Origin of the sequence: Ciceribacter sp. T2.26MG-112.2, assembly GCF_900492205.1 — a bacterium.
GTDB classification, from domain to species: domain Bacteria; phylum Pseudomonadota; class Alphaproteobacteria; order Rhizobiales; family Rhizobiaceae; genus Allorhizobium; species Allorhizobium naphthalenivorans_A.
This window is the reverse complement of the sequence record NZ_UEYQ01000010.1, coordinates 25017-41519: the sequence shown is the minus strand read 5'-3', so window position 1 is coordinate 41519 and position 16503 is coordinate 25017. Positions and strand designations below refer to the sequence as shown.

10 protein-coding genes are annotated in these 16503 nt (G+C 63.8%); all 10 read right to left on the bottom strand.

The genetic code is table 11. The annotated features are described in order from the left end of the window. Nucleotides 1–46: 46 nt before the first annotated feature. Entirely contained in the window at nucleotides 47–3604 is a 3558-nt protein-coding gene (addA, locus tag DYZ14_RS15065; RefSeq protein ID WP_154721439.1) for a double-strand break repair helicase AddA, read from the bottom strand. Then, nucleotides 3594–6785 carry a double-strand break repair protein AddB gene (gene addB / locus DYZ14_RS15060; protein WP_154721438.1) on the bottom strand — a complete coding sequence of 1064 codons (3192 nt, stop codon included), beginning with the start codon at nucleotides 6783–6785 and terminating at the stop codon, nucleotides 3594–3596. The genes addA and addB overlap by 11 nt, the downstream gene beginning before the upstream one ends. A gap of 2 nt (nucleotides 6786–6787) precedes the next feature. Beyond that, nucleotides 6788–7531: a nucleotidyltransferase family protein gene (locus tag DYZ14_RS15055; protein WP_154721437.1), complete on the bottom strand. Its 744-nt coding sequence runs from the start codon at nucleotides 7529–7531 to the stop codon at nucleotides 6788–6790. Next, the gene (gene tsaE, locus DYZ14_RS15050; RefSeq protein WP_154721436.1) at nucleotides 7528–9066 is read right to left on the bottom strand and encodes a tRNA (adenosine(37)-N6)-threonylcarbamoyltransferase complex ATPase subunit type 1 TsaE; all 1539 of its coding nucleotides are present in this window, start codon (nucleotides 9064–9066) and stop codon (nucleotides 7528–7530) included. Before tsaE ends, DYZ14_RS15055 begins: the two co-directional genes overlap by 4 nt. Beyond that, entirely contained in the window at nucleotides 9063–11669 is a 2607-nt protein-coding gene (locus DYZ14_RS15045; RefSeq protein WP_445292493.1) for an ATP-binding protein, read from the bottom strand. The genes tsaE and DYZ14_RS15045 overlap by 4 nt, the downstream gene beginning before the upstream one ends. Before the next feature lie 199 nt (nucleotides 11670–11868). Beyond that, nucleotides 11869–13269 carry an adenosylhomocysteinase gene (gene ahcY / locus DYZ14_RS15040; RefSeq protein WP_154721435.1) on the bottom strand — a complete coding sequence of 467 codons (1401 nt, stop codon included), beginning with the start codon at nucleotides 13267–13269 and terminating at the stop codon, nucleotides 11869–11871. 175 nt (nucleotides 13270–13444) lie between these two features. Continuing rightward, the gene (locus tag DYZ14_RS15035) at nucleotides 13445–13717 is read right to left on the bottom strand and encodes an HPr family phosphocarrier protein (protein ID WP_115671446.1); all 273 of its coding nucleotides are present in this window, start codon (nucleotides 13715–13717) and stop codon (nucleotides 13445–13447) included. 18 nt (nucleotides 13718–13735) lie between these two features. After that, on the bottom strand, nucleotides 13736–14137 hold the full coding sequence (locus tag DYZ14_RS15030) for a PTS sugar transporter subunit IIA (RefSeq protein WP_115671447.1): 402 nt from the start codon (nucleotides 14135–14137) through the stop codon (nucleotides 13736–13738). A 144-nt stretch (nucleotides 14138–14281) separates the two neighbouring features. Continuing rightward, the gene (locus DYZ14_RS15025) at nucleotides 14282–14725 is read right to left on the bottom strand and encodes an HPr kinase/phosphorylase (RefSeq protein ID WP_154721434.1); all 444 of its coding nucleotides are present in this window, start codon (nucleotides 14723–14725) and stop codon (nucleotides 14282–14284) included. Next, nucleotides 14722–16476, bottom strand: coding sequence for a sensor histidine kinase (locus tag DYZ14_RS15020; protein ID WP_269749454.1), 1755 nt, complete (start codon nucleotides 16474–16476; stop codon nucleotides 14722–14724). The genes DYZ14_RS15025 and DYZ14_RS15020 overlap by 4 nt, the downstream gene beginning before the upstream one ends. Nucleotides 16477–16503 lie beyond the last annotated feature (27 nt).

The following is a 16503-nucleotide window of genomic DNA, read 5'->3' as shown; positions in this document are numbered from 1 at the left end:
AACCAGATATGTGATGTCTCGCCGCAGAATTTCAATATGCGGTATCTCACGATGGCTTGAGCGCGGCAAGGGACTGCGACAGCGTGTCATCGTCCAGGGTGATCACGGTCCCGGTCTCGGTGTAGACCAGAAGGCAGTCGAAGCCATGCTCGGGATAGAGCGGCCGCAGGATTTCGCGATAGATGGCGAGCTGCGCGCGATGGGAGAGTGGAGCCTCGGCGGGACTGCGAGGGGGGGAGCGGTTGGTCTTGTAGTCCACCAGGACCACCCGGCCGGCCACGACAGCCATTCGGTCGATCCGCCCGGACACGGCGCGCTCTTCGCCGTTCAGCACGAAGCTGCCCATGACCGAGACCTCGGCTTGCCCATCATCCGAGAAGACCGAACGAAGATCGGGATTGTCCAGCACCGCCATGATTGTCCGCACCAGCGTGTCGCGCTCTGAAGCCGGCCAGAAACGGGCTGCCCGCGCCGCATAGCGCCGCGCGGCGGCCTCGCGCTCGGCCGGGGGAAGTTGTGGCAGCATTTGCAGCATGCGGTGTACGAGACGGCCTTTCTGCAGGGCAATGCCGGCCGGCTCCCGCCCACTGAACAACGGCGATGTCACGAGCGCATCATCGGCTTCATCGATCACCAGGGCGCCCGCGCCGGAAGGGCTGAGCGGGCGTGGCAGGCTTGGGCTGGCCGCAAGCGGACGGAGCAATTCGTCGGGCAAGGCCTCCTCCGGCCGATCGGCAAGCACCTCCGTTTCGCTTTCGAATTCCCGCGCGGCCTCGGGCAGCCGCCAGGCCAGTCCGTCCCAGGCTCCGTCCGGACTGGAATATTCGACCGGCCGACAGAAATCCGTCTTGTCGCGCAGAGCATCGGCGATCATCTGGTGCCAGACCTCGCCCGGATCGTTCACGCCGCGATAACCGCAGACGATCAGCCGGTCGGCGGCCCGTGTCATGGCGACGTAGAGTAGTCGGCGATATTCCTCTTCCGCCATCTGCCGGCGTCGTTCGACATCGGCGTCGATCAGGGTATTGGAGAGCGTCTTGTTTGGTACCCAGACCGGAAGCGGCGAGGTGCCATGTCCGCCCTCGATCAGGCGAAACTTGGCGAGATGGTTCTGATTGAAGGGCTTGCCGCCGCCATCGATGAGAAAGACGATCGGCGCCTCGAGCCCCTTCGAGGCGTGGACGGTCATGATCCGGACCTCGTCGCGGTCCTTGTCCTGCTCGCGCTTGACCTCGGGCGCTTCCGTTTCCAGCGTTGAGACGAAGGCCTGCAAGCCGGGCAGGCCGGCGGTCTCGAAGGCCAGGGCAAAGCTCAGGAATTCGTCGAGAATATCGCTCACTTCGGAGCCCAGGCGGGCAAGATAGTCCTGCCTTCCCCCATGAACGCCCAGTACGCGCGCATAGAAATCATGAACGGGCAGGGATCGCGACAGGGCCAGGAAGGCTTCCAGTCGCATGACGGTCTCGCCCCAGCGTCCAGGTGCATCGGCTGCAATATTGCGCATGTGCGCCCAGAGACCACAATCCGCCGGCCGATGGGCGGCGAGGTCGAACAGATCCTCCTCGCCATGGTTGAACAGCGGGCTCTTCAGCAGGGCCGCGAGCGAAAGATCGTCCGCCGTCAAAAGAACGAAACGGCCGAGTGCCAGCAGATCCTGCACGGCGATATGCGAGGTCAGCTTCAGCCGGTCGGCACCGGCAACCGGGATATTGTTGCGCCGCTTCAGCGCACGGGTGAGGGCATTGACGAAATTGTCGCGCTTCCGAACCAGAACGAGGATGTCACCGGCCCGGATCGGGCGCCGCTTGCCCTTCTCGATGATCGTTTCCTTGCCGAGCAACTGCTCGATCGTAAAGGCGATGCGCCGCGCGAGGATCGCCGATGGCGCGCTTTCCGGCGTGGCGTCGAAGGGCGCCGTCCAGTCCTCGGACGTATCGGATTTCTCCGCCGCGATCATGCTCCACAAGTCGACTGCACCGGGATGGCCGATCCGGCTCGACATATGCACCACGCTGTCGCCACCGGCGCTCAGTCCTCGGGCGTTGCCGGCAACGGAAAAGACCTGGTCGACGGCCGACAGCACGGTCAAGGTCGAACGGAAAGAGAGCGGCAGGCGCACAGGGCTGAATACCTGGCTTCCGGCAGCCACGGCGCGGGCGGTTGATCTTGCTTCTTCGGAAAAGCGTTCAGGCCGGGCGCCCTGGAAGGAATAGATCGACTGCTTTTCGTCGCCGACGGCAAAGAAAGTGCGTGTCAGGCCGCGGGCGCTTTCGCCGGAGAAGAAATCCTCCCGCAACGAACGGATGACCGACCATTGAACGGGGCTGGTATCTTGGGCTTCGTCGACGAGGATATGATCAATGCCCTGGTCCAGTTTGTAGTGGACCCAGGGACCGACATCGCTGCGCAACAGAAGCTCCGCCGTGCGAACGATCAGGTCCTCGAAGTCGAGCTGGCTGCGCTTTTTCTTCAATTCCTCGTAGTCTTCGTCCAGACGCCCGGCCAGCGTCAAGGCGGCCATTGTCGCCTGGTACATGCGAAAGATGCGCCGGCGATCCTGAAAGGCGGCCACATGCTCGCGCGCTGCGACGATCGCCTCGTGAAGCTGCGGGTTCGCCGTGGTCATGGCCGTTGCGATCAGCGACCTGTCCGCCTTCGGCTTTCCTCCCTTGGTGAAGAACGCTGCCTCGACGATACCAAGCCGCTTGCGCGCATCGGGCTCGTGCGCGGCGCTCTCCAGGAGGTCCGCAACCTCCCGAACCGTCTGGTTCCCGTCTTTTGACCTCGCCAGCAGGATATAGGCGGTCAGCGCGGCTCCACTGAGTGAGGGTAGGGGCCAGACCTGCCCGATCAGACCGTCTTCCGTGGTGCCATCGGCGATATCCAGCCCCCGGCGCAGCAGGACGTCCACCCCGCCGGCCGTCTCCGCTGCCTTGACGAAGGCGCGAACGGCGTGGCGGTTGGCGACGAGATCGCCCAGCAACGTTTCAAGCCCACTCTCATCAGCGATGCTGAGCACCTGGGAAAAGGCCTCTGCCAGCACTGCATCGTCCTCCGACGAAGTGGCGGTCAAAAGCGAGCGGCGGGCTTCTGCCAGAACCGCATGGGCAGCCCGGTCGTCGAGAACGGTGAAATGGCCGGCGACATTGGCCTCCAGCGGGAACTGATGCAGCAGCGCCTCGCAAAAGGCGTGGATGGTCTGGATCTTCAAGCCGCCGGGGGTTTCCAGCGCGCGGGCAAAGAGCCGCCGGGCCTCGGCCAGCTTGAGGCGATCCGGCTGTCGCTGCTCGATTGCGTAAAGTCGCCTGGCCAGTTCTTCGTCCGACAGCGTCGCCCATTCCGCCAGCCGCGAGAAGACGCGGTTCGACATTTCCGAGGCGGCGGCCTTGGTATAGGTCAGGCAGAGGATCGAGGAAGGCCTTGCGCCGGCAAGCAGCAGGCGGATGACCCGCTGGGTCAGAACATGGGTCTTTCCCGATCCGGCATTGGCCGAAACCCAGGCCGATCTCGCCGGGTCGGAGGCCACGGCCTGCTGCAGGCTGGTCCAGTCGAGCCAGACGGCCGGATCATCGCCGGATGGCAGTGCTGCCTCGTCATTCGTCATTGCCCGGCTCCTCGGTATCGGCCGTCGACCATTCCGCCACGCGCGCCAGATGGTCGTATTCTCCGCCGAAGTCGTTCTGCTGCGCGGGGATCAGGCGCGAGACATAGCCGCGTTCGCCGCTTCGCAGCGCCTCAACGAATCGCGCAAGTTCCTCGACGGATTGCTCGGCGAGCTCGACCGCCGTTTTCTTGTTGTCGCCGCGACCCGAAAGCTCGTTGTTGACGGAATCGACGATCAGACTGTCTGCGGGTTTGAGGCGGACATAGAGAAGATTGTCCGGCGTCAACCGGCCTGCGTCGCGGAAGGCGCCGGCCTGGAGTGCCGCGGCTTCCAGTGCCAGTTGCGGGTCGAGCAGGCTGCGGGCCTGCGGGGGCGTGGGGCTAAGGCCTGTCTTGTAGTCGATGATATCGGCGTGATGCGCGCCCTTGACGTCGATCCGGTCCGCGACGCCGGACAAGGTAATGCCGTTGGCAAGCTCGATCCGGCCGCGCGCCTCGGTGAAGGTCTTGCGGATCTCGGGCCGACGGTCGCGTTCCCATTCGATGAAGGCACGCCCGACGCTGGCGAAACGCTGTCGCCAGACGATGTCGATATGGATAGGCAAGCGTTCGACGTCAAACAACTCGTCGACGATCCGCTGCATGGCGGCGGGCGCTTGCACGCTTGCCGGATCGTGGCCTTCGCTGACGAAGCGCTCGATGATCTTGTGATAAAGCGTGCCGCGCTCCGCCGCGCCCGGATCCTGGTTAAATCCATCGACAGGGTCGAGCTTGAGGATGCGCCGCGCATACAGCGCGTAGGGATCGCGGCGGAACCGCCCGACCTCGCTGAAGGAGAATTGTGTCGGTTGCAGTCCGGCCGGCGGCTTCGGGGCCGGGCGTTGCGCCGGCGCCTGTGGTGCGGCCCGGTCGAGAAGCGCGGCATAGTGCCGGTAGAGGTCACCCCGCGTTTTCAATTGCCGTTCCAGATCGCTGCCGGAGAGGGCCAGCAGCCTTTGCAGCCAACGCGAGGCGACCGTCGGGGCCGAGCCCTGGCGAAGGGCGCGCGAATAGACCAGGCGACGCGTGCCGCTTGCCATCTCGAAATCATGCGCCAGCTGGCCGATCCGCCGTTCGGGCGGTTCCAGCCCGATCTCGGTCTTCATCATGCGCGACAGGAAAGGGTTGTTGGTGGTCTGTCCCGGCCAGGAGCCCTCGTTGAGTCCGCCGATCACCAGCATGTCGACGCTTTGAAGACGCGCCTCGAGCGTGCCGAAGACGAAGACGCGCGGATGACGCATGGCGCGCGGCTTCACGGCCGAACTTGCGGTCAGGGCACCGAAGATGTCGATCCATTGGGGGCCGTCGGCAACGATCTCACCGTCGGTTGCGATGATTTCGCCAAGCTGGCTCGCCAGTGTTTCGCCGGCCTCGTCGGACCAGAGGGCCGAGAGGTCGCCGCGTTCGTCGCCGCAGACGGCTTCGAGGACCCGGCCGGTCCGCTCCGCCCATTGGCCAAGCGGCAGCTTGTCGGTCAGAGTTCGGCCATCGGCGACGCGGACAAGAACGCCCACCAGCGGCTCTACGGCCCTGGCGATCCGCTCGGCGAGGTCGCGGGCCGCCTCGATGGACGCCGGGGCCAAGGAAAGACGCCACTGCGGCGCGTGGCGGTCGCCCCGATGCTCTGCCAGCCTCTTGTCGAACAGCGCGGCAAGCGTGGCGAGATCAACCGGCTCGATGCCGCCGCGAAGGGCGACCAGTTCCAGGGCATCGGCCGCCTCGCGGTAGAGCGTGGGGTCCATGCCGAAGCGGGCGAGGGGATGTTTGAGAACCGAAACGAGCGGCACCGGATCGCCGGGCCGCAGCGTTGCCTCCAGAAGCAGCTGGGTGAGGATGCCCTGCTGCGTTGCGCTGAACGGCGTGCCGGCGGAATCGTCGGCGAGAATGCCGAAACGGGCAAGCTCGGCCGTGACCCGGCGGGCTAGCGCGCGGTCCGGCGTGATCAGCGCCACCCGGCTTTCGCCGCCGGCGGCCCCCGGATGCTCGAGGCCAAGGCGAAGTGCTACGGCGATCGCCATGGCTTCCTCGCGCTCGTTGGCTGCCTCGATCAGCGCCACCTCGGAGAAGGCCTGGTGAATCCGGGTCTCGCCGAAGGCGCTGCGCCAGGCCTGCCAGCCGTCGGTGGCGCCGGCCGGCGCCAGCGCGCGTGACAGGATTTCGGCGCGATCGGCCAGCACGGGATCCGCCGTTCCCAGCGGCTCGACCTCCGGGCGGTCCAGTTGCAGCTGCCGGAGCAGTCGGTGGAGGCCGTATTGCGGGTGGCCGCGGCTGGCCGGATCGGCCGGTCTTCCAGCTTCCGGCTCGAGCCCAACCTTCAACCAGTCCTCGGGCGGCATGCTGGTGTCGAGTCCGGGCAGGACGATCACGCCATCGGGACGTGCGGCAATGGCGGCGATCAGTTCGGCAGCGGCGGGTATCGATCCGGTCGAGCCGGCGACGATCACCGGATGACCCGGTTCGAGCCGGGCGATACGCTGGGCTTCCGCCCTCAAGCCGGCATCGCGATGGCGCGCGGGCGACGAGCGCGCCAGTTCTTCCAGGCGTGCCGGCCAGAAAGCGGTCGCGATCTTCAGGAACTCGACGGTCAACTGCCACCAGGAGGCGAAGTCGCGCACGTCGAGCTTGACGAGATCGGCCCAGTCGCAGCCTTCGGTCTCGACCGCGTCGATCAGTTCGGCGAGCGCGCGTGCCAGCCAGACGGCATCGGCGGGGCTTGCCGGCGCGACAAGAGGGGTATCGGCATGAATGCTGCGGACGATGGCCGGCAACTGGTTTCGCCAGGCCAGGATCAGGCGCGCCAGTTCCAGCAGCATGACGGTACTGCTGACCGGCGGTGCAAGATCGATGAGCGCGGGTTGGTCGGCTTCGAAATAGCCGCTGTCCTCATCCGTTTCTCCGAGCGGTCGGATGACGGGGAGGATGGCCGAGCGCCCGCCCAGCAGTTCGACGAACTCGGCGCGCAGCACGCGTGCCGCGCGGCGGGTGGGAACGAGGATCGTCACCTTGGCGAGCGAAAGCGGATCGGCGGGGTCGTAGCGCCAGTCCGGTGCGAGCGTGCCGTCGAGCAGTCGCTCGGCCAGCAGCTTGAGGAAGGGAAGCCCCGCCGGTATCGTCAGGACACGCGGTCGATGCGTCCCCGCCATCATCAGGCTCCCTTGCCGCTGGCATTCCCGAAACGCCGGATGGTCTCTTCCGCTTCACCGATCGCCTCCGGCGTACCGACGGTCAGCCACTGGCCGGCCATCTCGACGCCGTAGAGCCGTCCGCGGGCGATGGCCCGGTCGAAATAGATGTTGAGGTTGAAGGCATCCTGGGGGGCGTCGTCGAACAGTTCCGGCAGAAGTGCGATCGCGCCGGCATAGACGACCGGATTGGGATCGCCGTCCGCATAGCGCTTGAGCCTCCCATCTGCACCAAGCGAGAAATCCTTCTTGCCGTTGTGCCCTGTGGTCCGCTCAAGCGGCACGCAGAGCAGGACCATGTCCATGCGCGCCGGATCGAAGATATCGGCAAGATGCTCGAGATTGGTTTTGCCCCCGGGCTTCTCTCCGATCCAGAACAGGTCGGCATTCATCACGAAGGCCGGCGAACGGTCGAGCAGTTTCAACCCCTTTACCAGTCCACCGCCGGAATTCATGAGCTCTGCGCGCTCGTCGGAAATGAGGATTTCCAGCCCACGATAACCGGTGAGATGGGCTTCCATCTGTTCGGCGAAATGGTGCACATTGACCACGACCCGGTCAACACCGGCGGCAACCAGCGTATCGAGCACATAGTCGATCATCGGCCTGCCGGCGATCCTAACAAGCGGCTTCGGCATGCTATTGGTAATCGGCCGCATCCGGGTGCCGAGCCCGGCTGCGAGTACCATCGCGTTGGTGATCTTCATCGTGCCTTGGGAAGTGATTCGGTTTCGCCGATTCCAACCCTTGCGCACCAGTCGCGCAAGGGGGCAAGCGCCTCATGCTCGAAGGCGACCGATAGATGCCACAGCGTCCGGTCCATGTGCTTCATGTAGCCCGGCTTGTGGTCGCGTTTCATCAGGCGAACCCAGAGCCCGTTGAGCTTGCAGGCGCGCTGCGCCGACATGATGGCCCAGGCCTTGCGGAAGTCCGCCTCGTTGAAACCGGCCTCGCTGCGGCGAAGCGCCAGATAATCGACCATCAACTGGTCGACAAGGTCGCGTTCGACGGTGACACGGGCGTCCTGGACGATCGACACCAGGTCATAGGCCGAGGGACCGATCATCGCGTCCTGGAAGTCGATCAGACCGATCCGCTGGATACCCTGCTGCTCGCCCCGCCAGATGATGTTCGGCGAGTGGAAATCGCGTAAGACCAGTGTCTTTTCGGCGGTGGCGAGCTGGTCGATCAGGTCGTCCCAGATCGCCAGATACTCGGCTCGTTCCGCCGGCGTTGCCGGGGCACCGTCCCGCTTCCACGGCAGGTGCCAGTCGATCAGCAGTTCGGCCTCCATCTTCATGGCGGCGCGATCATAGTCCGGAACGTGGTGTGCGCGACCGGCTTCGATCTGAATGTCCCGCTCGAAGCGAGTGGCATGGAGTGCGGCCAGGCAGGCGACGCTGGCGCGATAGCGCTCGGGGATCGGCCTGCCGTCCTCGTCGAGAACGGTTGCCGGGCCGAAATCCTCGATCAACAGCAGGCCGGCCTCGCAATCCCGCTCAAAGATCTCGGGCGCGGCAAATCCGCGTTCACGTAATGCTTGGTCGATTGCGACGAAGGGATAGACGTCTTCGGCGAGATGGACGATCTGGGAATAGGGCTTGCCGTCGCGGATCGGCGGGCCGTCGGGCTGGCGAGGCGCGTCCATCAGGATGCGCCGGGTGCCGCCGTCCGCCGGATAGATGTATTCATAGGCGCGGGTCGAGGCATCGCCGGTCAGATGCCGGCGCCGGGCACCGGCATAGCCATGCGCGTCAAGGAAGCGACGGATCGAAAGCACGCGTTCGATCCGGGCGATCTTCGACGCGGGTGCGGTGATCGTCACCTGGCGCCCACCATCCGTATCGAAGCCGAAGGCAATGTCGATGCGCTTTGCCGGCAGGCTGGTGCCGGCCTTGTCGGGCCATTCGACCAGGCAAACGCCGGTGTCGAGCGCATCGGCAAAGCCGATTTCCTCGAGCTCGGCGGGATCGGCGAGACGGTAGAGATCGAAATGCGCCACGGAGATACGCAGGTCGTAGTTCTGCACCAGCGTGAAGGTCGGGCTCGGCACTTCGAGATTGTCGTCGTCGGCCATCGCCCGCAGCAGGGCTCGTGACAGCGTCGACTTGCCGGCGCCGAGATCACCCCAAAGCGCCACGCAGTCGCCTGGCTTCACCACCAGAGCCAGCTCCTCGCCGAGACGAATGGTATCCGCCTCGGTCGCAAGGGTCAGGGAGAGGCTCGATGGCGTGTCGGTCATTCGGCGGCGGCGATGGCTTGCGGTTCGACGATCGCGGAGGGAATGCGGCAGGAGACGGTCGTGCCCCGACCCGGTTCGCTGTCGATCGAAACGGTGCCGTTGTGCAGGTTGACAAAGCTCTCGACGATGGAAAGGCCGAGACCGGCGCCGCTGCGCTTTCCGCTCTTGCCGTTGGTCGAGAAGCGGTTGAACACGGTTGCCAGCATGTCCTTCGACATGCCGCAGCCGTTGTCGTGAACCGTGAAGACGAAATCCCCATCCTCGCGCCAGCACTTCAGCTCGATGGCCGAGCCTTCCGGTGCGAAATTCACCGCATTGGTCAGGATCTTGATGAGGATCTGCTTCAGCCGCTGCTGGTCGGCCACGATATGGCCGAGATGGGCGGCAGCGGCGATCTCGAGCGAGACATTGCTCTCCTGCAGCCGATCGGTCATCTGCATCGAGACGTCGTCAAGCAGGTCGGTGAGATCGATATCGGCATAATCGAGCCGCATGATGCCGGCATCGACGGTCGCCAGGTCGAGAATGTCGTTGACGATCGTCAGCAGCACCGACGAAGAGGTGGAGATGTGGTCGATATATTCCGACTGGCGCTCGTTGAGAGGACCGATCGCCGGCGTCTTCAACAGGTCGGTGAAGCCGATGATGTTGGTCAGCGGCGAGCGCAGTTCGTAGGAGACGTGCTGGACGAAGTCGTTCTTCAGCTCGTCGGCCTTGCGCAGCGCCTCGTTCTTTTCCTTGAGCGCCCGTTCGGCGAGAACGCTGTCGGTCTTGTTGACGAAGGTCAGCATCGTCTGGGCGTTCGGCAGCGGCGTGACCGCGTAGTCGAGAACCAGGCGGGAATAGAGTTCCAGCGTGCCCTGGCTCGACGGCCTTTCGTCCTCGAAGCTGGTAATCATCTTGGCGAAGGCCTTCCAGCCGTCCGCGCCATCATAGGAAGGCGCGCAGGCGGCCGCGATCGCCTTGATATGCGTGCCCTGTTTCGAATCCGCCTCGGTGATCCCCCAAAGCGCACGGAAGGCGGGGTTGGACAGCTCGATTCGGCCATCGGGACCGAACACCGCCACACCTTCCGACAGGTGGTCGATCGTTTCGCCACGAACCCGCAGCAGCGTGTTGTAGCGGCTTTCAAGTTCGAACTGCGCCGTGACGTTCTCGAATACCCAGGTTGCGCCACCTTGCGGATGGGCCGAGGCGATGATGCGCAGCGTCTGGCCGTTGGGCAGATGCCACAGGTCGGTCTGGGTCTCGAGCGAGCGGTAGACAGAGAGCGTATTCTCCTTCCACGCCTTCCAGCTCAGTTGTTCCGGCAGTTTGCGTGCCGAACGCAGCCGATCCAGCAGTTCGCCGTGATCGGGCCGCGATTCGAGGAATAGCGGCTCGAGGTCCCAGAGCTTCTGGAACGGCTGATTGAAGAATTGCAGGCGCCGATCGCGGTCGAAGATGGCAACGGGCGCTTCGAGGTGCTCAAGCGTCTCGGCATGGCTCTTCAAGGTGCGCGCCAGTTCCTCGCGCAGCGCTTCCTCGCCGCTGACGTCGACGGCCATCCCGCAGGAACCCGATGGCTCGCGGATGTCGACTACATCAAAGAAGGTCCGCTTGCCGCGGACCGCGGTCGATACGACGTCATGGAATGGAGATTCGGGCGTCGCCGCGGCCTTGATCTTTTCTCGCGTGAGCGTGTTGAGAATCTCGCGGCCCTCGCGAACGGCCTGATCGGGGGATCCCGCCTCGACCGCTTCGCTGTAGGCGTGATTCACCCAGGTCAGGTGGCCCTCGGCATCCCGCCGCCAGACGGGCTGCTCGATCGCGTCCAGCAAGGATTCGAAGGTCGCAATGGAGTTTCTCAGGCGATTGCGCTCGATCTTAAGTTCCGCGAGTTCGGCCCGCAGATTGTTGAGAGCGACGAAACGGGCGAAGGCCCGGCCGCCCGAGAGGCGGCCCTGGACCTCGATGACTTCGCCTCGATGCGTCTCGGCGATCACGTCAAAACTCTCGGCGCTGTGGCGCAGGGCCTCGATCGCCTTTTCCAGTTCGCTCGCCGAGGCCGGCTTCAGCCAGCGCCCGAAGGCCAGGAATTCGCTGTCGGTCTGCGGCGCACCGGTTTCAGCCGGCAACTGGCCGAGAAATTCGGGCTTGCCGTTCTGTCCGTCCCAGATGACGATCCGGCGGTTCTTGTCGGCGATCAGGGCCTGGTAGCGGGAAATGCGCTGGTTGGCGTCGGAAAGTGCCGAGCGCATCTCGGCGCCTTCGGCCTCGAGCCGACCGCGCTGCCTTATCAGCCAGCCGGCAGAAAGCATCGCCGCCGACAGAATACCCAGCACGAGCGCATAGCCGACCATTTCGACCGAGGTGAACAGTTTCTCCGCCGGAGGAACGCTGGACTTGGTCTGTGCCAGCGTGGGTGCGAAAAGCGCGGTCAGGATCGTTCCGCCCATGCAGGCCGTCCACAACCGCCGCATGAGACCGCGTTCGGAACGTGACCGAGGCCCCTCACCGACGAAGGCGCTTTTCGCATGGGTATCCTTGCCCGGATCAGAAGCTCGGGGATCGATAACCCCTGCCTTGTCCCGATGGATCGGGCCGCTCTTTTTTACCGACATCCTCGGTCTGTCTCCGTCCTATGTGCCGCATCGTCGACAAGACATCCCATTTCGTCGACGCACCTGCCGGGAGCGCCACGAATCAAGTCCTAAAACAATACTGCCTAAGGGAATCTGCGGGAAGGGTCGGGCCCAAAAAAGAAGTCGCAGCCTTTGTCAAGGCCGCGACTACTAGATTTGGTAGATATCCAGAAGAATATCAATAGCGGTAGTGGTCAGCCTTGAACGGACCGGCCGGCGTTACGCCGATATAGGCGGCCTGTTCTTCCGACAGCTCGGTGAGCTTCACGCCGAGCTTTTCGAGATGCAGGCGCGCGACCTTCTCGTCGAGATGCTTGGGCAGGACATAGACCTGATCCTGGTACTGGCCCTGCTTCGTGTAGAGCTCGATCTGTGCCAGGACCTGGTTGGTGAACGAGGCCGACATCACGAAGGAAGGATGACCGGTAGCATTGCCGAGGTTGAGCAGCCGCCCCTCGGACAAAAGGATCATGCGATTGCCCTTCGGGAACTCGATCATGTCCACCTGCGGCTTGACATTGGTCCACTTCAGATTGCGAAGCGCCGCGACCTGGATCTCGTTGTCGAAGTGGCCGATATTGCCGACGATCGCCATGTCCTTCATCTCGCGCATGTGCTCGATGCGGATGACGTCCTTGTTGCCGGTCGTGGTGATGAAGATGTCGGCCGAGGCGACGACGTCTTCCAGCGTCACGACCTCGAAGCCGTCCATGGCGGCCTGAAGCGCGCAGATCGGATCGACTTCCGTCACCTTGACGCGGGCACCGGCGCCGCGCAGCGAAGCGGCCGAGCCCTTGCCGACGTCGCCATAGCCGCAGACGACGGCGACCTTGCCGGCCATCATCACGTCCGTGCCGCGGCGAATGCCGTCGACCAGCGATTCCTTGCAGCCGTATTTGTTGTCGAACTTCGACTTGGTGACGGAATCGTTGACGTTGATGGCGGGGAAGGGGAGAAGGCCCTTCTTGCTCAATTCATAGAGGCGATGAACGCCGGTAGTGGTTTCTTCGGTCACACCCTTGATGGCGTCGCGCTGCCTGGTGAACCAGCCCGGCGACGCTTGGAGACGCTTCTTGATCTGGGCGACGAGGATTTCTTCTTCTTCCGATCCCGGATTGGAAAGGACGTCCTCGCCCGCTTCGGCACGGGCGCCGAGCAGGATATACATGGTGGCGTCCCCGCCGTCGTCGAGGATCATGTTGGAAACGCCGCCGTCGCGCCACTGGAAGATCTGGTCGGTATACTGCCAGTAGTCCTCGAGCGTTTCGCCCTTGACGGCGTAGACCGGGATGCCGGCGGCAGCAATGGCGGCAGCGGCATGGTCCTGGGTCGAGAAGATGTTGCACGATGCCCAGCGGACCTCGGCACCGAGCGCGACCAGCGTCTCGATCAGGACGGCGGTCTGGATCGTCATGTGCAGCGAACCGGTGATGCGGGCGCCCTTCAGAGGCTGGCTTGCGCCGAATTCCGAGCGGCAGGACATGAGCCCTGGCATTTCCGTCTCGGCAATGGCGATTTCCTTGCGGCCGAATTCGGCAAGGCCAATGTCTGCGACGATATAGTCGTTGTGTGCGGTCATGAAGCGCTCCCGGCTAGGACGACGGCGCAGGCCCGGTTCCGCATCGAACGAAAGGCAAGCACCATGCGTGACCCCTCTGCAAAAGACGGGTTTCTGATCCGGATTTAGCAGGGATCGCCGAGGAAGGCAAGGAGACATAAAGAAGTCTTTATGTCTTTATATGGTTGGGTAAAGACTATATTTCCTCGCCGAACTTGTCGGCCACCAGCGCCTCCAGGGCATCAAGCACCTCAGCAGCCTGGTTGCCCGTGGCGGTCACCAGGATGGAGCAGCCTGGGCTCGCGGCCAGCATCATCAGCCCCATGATGGAAGTGCCGCCGACCGTCGTGCCATCCTTGGTCACGTGGACGGTCGCGTCGAAACTGCTGACAGCCTGGACGAATTTTGCCGACGCGCGGGCATGCAGACCGCGCTTGTTGATGATGAGGAGTTCCCGGGAATGCGGCATGAAAGGCCTTCGAATCGATCACTTGCCGCTGAGAACGCGGCTGGCGACATTGATATACTTGCGTCCGGCATCGGACGCGTCCGCCAGAGCTTTCTCCATGTTGTTGTCGCCGCGGACCCCGGCGAGCTTGATCAGCATGGGCAGATTGACGCCGGCGATGACTTCGATCCGGCCGGTGTTCATCACGGAGATGGCGAGGTTGGAGGGCGTGCCGCCAAACATGTCGGTCAAAATAATCACGCCATGGCCGTCGTCGGAACGCATGACCGCGTCCAGAATGTCCTGGCGTCGCTGATCCATGTCGTCATCCGGGCCGATGCAAACCGTTTCGATGAATTTCTGCGGGCCAACGACATGCTCTACCGCATGCTGAAATTCCTCAGCCAGCTTGCCATGGGTGACAAGCACAAGTCCGATCATTCTTCTATTACCCCTTGCCTGCGCAGACAGATGGCGGAGATAACGCAACGCAGGTACTTCGTCCATCGGTGGGCCGCCATCTTGGCGATGAAAATCCGAAGTTCAAGCCCAAACTATATCCACCTGCGCCGGGTGGAGCGTAATTTAGGATGAGATCAAGGCTTCTATGAAGGAAAAGGGCAAGCGAAGGTCGGTCGGAACATGAAGCGCCGGCAGGGATATATCGCCGCAAAGGGTCACCCCCGGCTTTCTGGGGGGCAATCGCTCCGCGTTCTGCCGCTCGACGGGAAGAACGGCATAGTGAAGCACGGCTCTGGGAATGCTGACGACCCTCGCTATGCCGCCGTGACGCAGTTCGATCATGTCTCGGATCGTGGCCGGTCGTGACGCCACGACATGCGTGCCGAAGCGGGAAATGAAGACCTGGTCATCCGCCACCAGCGCCGCGAAGTGACCATGCAGACGGGCCTCGGCAAGGCAATCAAAGGCGAGCTTAGATTTCCCCGATCCGGAAGGGCCGAGAAAGACAAGTCCGGTCGTGCCGACGACGATCGCCGTAGCGTGGATATTGGCGCCCTGCGGGCTCACGTCGCTGCCTCGACCGGCAGCGAAAGTATGAAGCGGGCGCCGAGAATGCGGCCGCTTGCCGGCTCGATGATGTTCTCGGCCTTCAAGGTGCCGCCATGCGCTTCGGCGATCTGCCGGCTGATGGACAGGCCGAGCCCGGAATTCTGGCCGAAACTCTCGCCTTCCGGGCGGTCCGTATAGAAACGCTCGAAGATCCGGTCGATGTCTTCGGCCTGGATGCCGGGTCCATTGTCCTCGATCACGATCAGGCAGCGTCCGCGGGTCCGCGAGAGCTTGACCGTGATCTTGCCGCCGACCTCCGGCACGAATGAGCGGGCGTTCTCGATCAGATTGGTGATGATCTGGCCGAGCCGCAGATCGTGGCCGGGCACGATGAAGCGCGCCTTCGCCCCCGGTTTCTGGTCGATGATGTAGTCGAGCTCGACGGGCTTCTTGGTGCTGCGGATCTGCCGTGACACATCGACCAGACTCGACAACAGCACTTCAAGGTCCACCGGATGGGCGTCGCTGCGTGCCAGTTCCGCATCCAGGCGCGAGGCGTCGGAAATGTCGCTGATCAACCGGTCGAGGCGGCGCACGTCGTGCTGGATCACATCCATCAGCCGCTGCCGCGACTGGTCGTTCTTGGCGAGCGGCAAGGTTTCGACGGCGCTGCGCAGCGAGGTAAGGGGGTTCTTCAACTCGTGGCTGACGTCGGCGGCGAAGCTTTCGATCGCGTCGATACGGTCGTAGAGCGCATTGGTCATTTCGCGCAAGGCCACCGAAAGATTGCCGATCTCGTCCTGGCGCGCGGAGAAATCCGGAATCTCCTCCCGCTCCTTGGCGCCGCGACGGACCCGGATGGCGGCTGCCGCCAGCCGCCGCAGCGGATTGGCGATGGTGGACGACAGAAGCAGGGAAACGACGATGTTGACCAGGGCCGCAACGCCGAAGACGCGCAGGATGGCCAGCCGTTCGGCATGAACGATCTTGTCGATGTCGCCGGCCTGGGTGGAGAGAAGCAGGACGCCGAGCACGGCACGGAAGCGCTGCACCGGAACCGCGACGGAGACGATTAGTTCGCTCTGGTCGGTGACCCGCACCACGGCGCCGCGCACGCCGGTCAGCGCATTCATCACTTCCGGATAGATCGACCCGTCGCCGCCAGGGGCTTCCTTGTAGACCGGCAGGTTCGATGGCTGCAGGGCCATGTTGAAGATCCGGGCGATCCAGTCGGTGAGGCTCGACGTCTCGTTCTCGACAGGTGGGAGGTCGAAGCGCAGGACCTGGCCGCGCGAATAGAGATGACGCGAATCAAGCAGCAGGTTGGCATCGGCGTCGAACAGGCGGGCACGGGTGCGGGTCGGCGAGATCAGCCGACGCAAGACCGGCGCGACCCGCTCCGGATTGATCGGGAATTCGAGATCCTCGTCGTTCGGTACCGGCGTGATGCTCTGGCCGGCCTGCAGCTCCAGAAGCTTCTGCGGATCGATGGTGATCGAATTGGTGTCGACCGAGGCGGATGCCGAAATCGCGCCGGCAATGATCTCGCCCTGGGTCAGCAGGCTCTCGACGCGCGCATCGATCAGGCCCTCGCGGAACTGGTTGAGATACATGATGCCGCCGACCAGCACGATCAGGGCTGCGAGGTTGAAGAAGACGATGCGCCGGGTCAGGCTGGAGAACAGCGCATGGCCGAAGATCCGGCGCACGAGCGTGAAGGGATGAACCGGAAAACGGCGCTGTTCGGTCAGGCTGTCCAGTTCATCGATCGCCCCTTCGGAATCGTGCTTGACCAA

Bases quoted from the DNA above. Each gene is read 5' to 3' on its own strand.
- tsaE (WP_154721436.1), bottom strand. From the start codon at position 9,066: ATGACCGACACGCCATCGAGCCTCTCCCTGACCCTTGCGACCGAGGCG.
- DYZ14_RS15030 (WP_115671447.1), bottom strand. From the start codon at position 14,137: ATGATCGGACTTGTGCTTGTCACCCATGGCAAGCTGGCTGAGGAATTT.
- addB (WP_154721438.1), bottom strand. From the start codon at position 6,785: ATGGCGGGGACGCATCGACCGCGTGTCCTGACGATACCGGCGGGGCTT.
- ahcY (WP_154721435.1), bottom strand. From the start codon at position 13,269: ATGACCGCACACAACGACTATATCGTCGCAGACATTGGCCTTGCCGAA.
- DYZ14_RS15055 (WP_154721437.1), bottom strand. From the start codon at position 7,531: ATGAAGATCACCAACGCGATGGTACTCGCAGCCGGGCTCGGCACCCGG.
- addA (WP_154721439.1), bottom strand. From the start codon at position 3,604: ATGACGAATGACGAGGCAGCACTGCCATCCGGCGATGATCCGGCCGTC.
- DYZ14_RS15035 (WP_115671446.1), bottom strand. From the start codon at position 13,717: ATGCCGCATTCCCGGGAACTCCTCATCATCAACAAGCGCGGTCTGCAT.
- DYZ14_RS15045 (WP_445292493.1), bottom strand. From the start codon at position 11,669: ATGTCGGTAAAAAAGAGCGGCCCGATCCATCGGGACAAGGCAGGGGTT.